General features: G+C 63.5%; 2 protein-coding genes and 1 pseudogene. All 3 read left to right on the forward strand.

Annotated elements, in window-relative coordinates; all coding sequences use genetic code 11:
* Positions 1-7: 7 nt before the first annotated feature.
* Positions 8-1,429 carry a 3-isopropylmalate dehydratase large subunit gene (gene leuC, locus V6M52_RS01920; protein WP_332698860.1) on the forward strand — a complete coding sequence of 474 codons (1,422 nt, stop codon included), beginning with the start codon at positions 8-10 and terminating at the stop codon, positions 1,427-1,429.
* A 23-nt stretch (positions 1,430-1,452) separates the two neighbouring features.
* Entirely contained in the window at positions 1,453-1,584 is a 132-nt protein-coding gene (locus V6M52_RS01925; RefSeq protein WP_332698857.1) for an entericidin A/B family lipoprotein, read from the forward strand.
* Positions 1,584-1,702: pseudogene (locus V6M52_RS01930) on the forward strand (3-isopropylmalate dehydratase small subunit); the annotation flags it as partial. The gene V6M52_RS01925 and the pseudogene V6M52_RS01930, both read left to right, overlap by 1 nt.

Consider the following 1,702-nt stretch of genomic DNA (forward strand, 5'->3'; position numbering starts at 1 on the left):
AAACACCATGGGACGCACCCTTTACGACAAGATCTGGGACGAACACGTCGTCCACACCGAAGAAGACGGCACGTCCATTCTCTACATCGACCGCCACCTGGTGCACGAAGTCACCAGCCCGCAGGCCTTTGAAGGCCTGCGCGAAGCCGGCCGCAAGGTCTGGCGCATCAGCTCGATTGTGGCCACGGCCGACCACAACACCCCCACCACCGGCTGGGAGCTGGGCTACGACGGCATCACCGACCCGGTCAGCAAGGAACAGATCACCACGCTGGACCACAACATCGAGGAATTCGGCTCGGCCGCCTACTTCCCCTTCCTGTCCAAACGCCAGGGCATCGTGCATGTGATCGGCCCGGAACAGGGGGCGACCCTGCCCGGCATGACCGTGGTCTGCGGCGACTCGCACACCTCCACCCACGGCGCCTTCGGGGCGCTGGCCCACGGCATAGGCACCAGCGAGGTCGAGCATGTGATGGCCACGCAAACCCTGCTGGCCAAGAAGGCCAAGAACATGCTCGTGAAGGTCGAAGGCACGTTGGCGCGCGGCTGCACCGCCAAGGACATCGTGCTGGCCATCATCGGCAAGATCGGCACCGCCGGCGGCACGGGCTACACCATCGAATTTGCCGGCGCCGCCATCCGCGCACTCAGCATGGAAGGCCGCATGACGGTGTGCAACATGGCCATCGAAGGCGGCGCCCGCGCCGGCCTGGTGGCCGTGGACCAGAAAACCATTGACTACATCAAGGGCCGCCCGCTGGCGCCGACCGGCGTGGAGTGGGACCAGGCCGTGAAGTACTGGAGCACGCTGCAGTCTGACGCGGATGCCCAATTTGACGCGGTGGTGGAGCTCGACGCCAGCCAGCTCCGGCCGCAAGTCACCTGGGGCACCTCGCCCGAAATGGTGTTGTCGATTGAGGACAAGGTGCCGGACCCCGACAAGGAAAAAGACGCCAACAAACGCCTCGCCATCGAGCGGGCGCTCACCTACATGGGCCTGGCGCCCGGCAAGCCCATCAACGACATCCTGATCGACAAGGTGTTCATCGGCTCCTGCACCAACAGCCGGATTGAAGACATGCGCGAAGCCGCCGCCGTCATCAGGAAGCTCGGCCAGAAAGTGTCCAAAACCGTCAAGCTGGCGCTGGTGGTGCCCGGCTCCGGCCTGGTCAAGGAACAGGCCGAGCGTGAAGGCCTGGACAAGATTTTCAAGGCCGCCGGTTTTGAATGGCGCGAACCGGGCTGCTCCATGTGCCTGGCCATGAACGCCGACCGGCTGGAGCCCGGCGAGCGCTGCGCCTCCACCAGCAACCGCAACTTCGAAGGCCGCCAGGGCGCCGGCGGCCGCACCCACCTGGTCAGCCCCGCCATGGCTGCGGCCGCTGCCGTGCACGGTCATTTTGTCGACATCCGTCAACTGGTCTGAAACCCCGCTCAAGAAACACCATCATGAAAAAAATCGCAGTTTTGTTGGCCCTTGCTTCTGTCTTTGCCCTGACCGCCTGCAACACCGTCAAGGGCATGGGACAGGACGTGCAAAAAGCCGGTGCCGTGATTGAAGACGCAGCGAAGAAGAAATAATGAAAGCATTTACCGTACACAAAGGCCTCGTGGCCCCGATGGACCGCGAGAACGTCGACACCGACGCCATCATTCCCAAGCAGTTCCTCAAGTCGATCCGCAAGACCGGCTTCGGCCC

This window comes from Devosia sp. (assembly GCF_036676215.1).
Classification (GTDB): domain Bacteria; phylum Pseudomonadota; class Alphaproteobacteria; order Rhizobiales; family Devosiaceae; genus Devosia.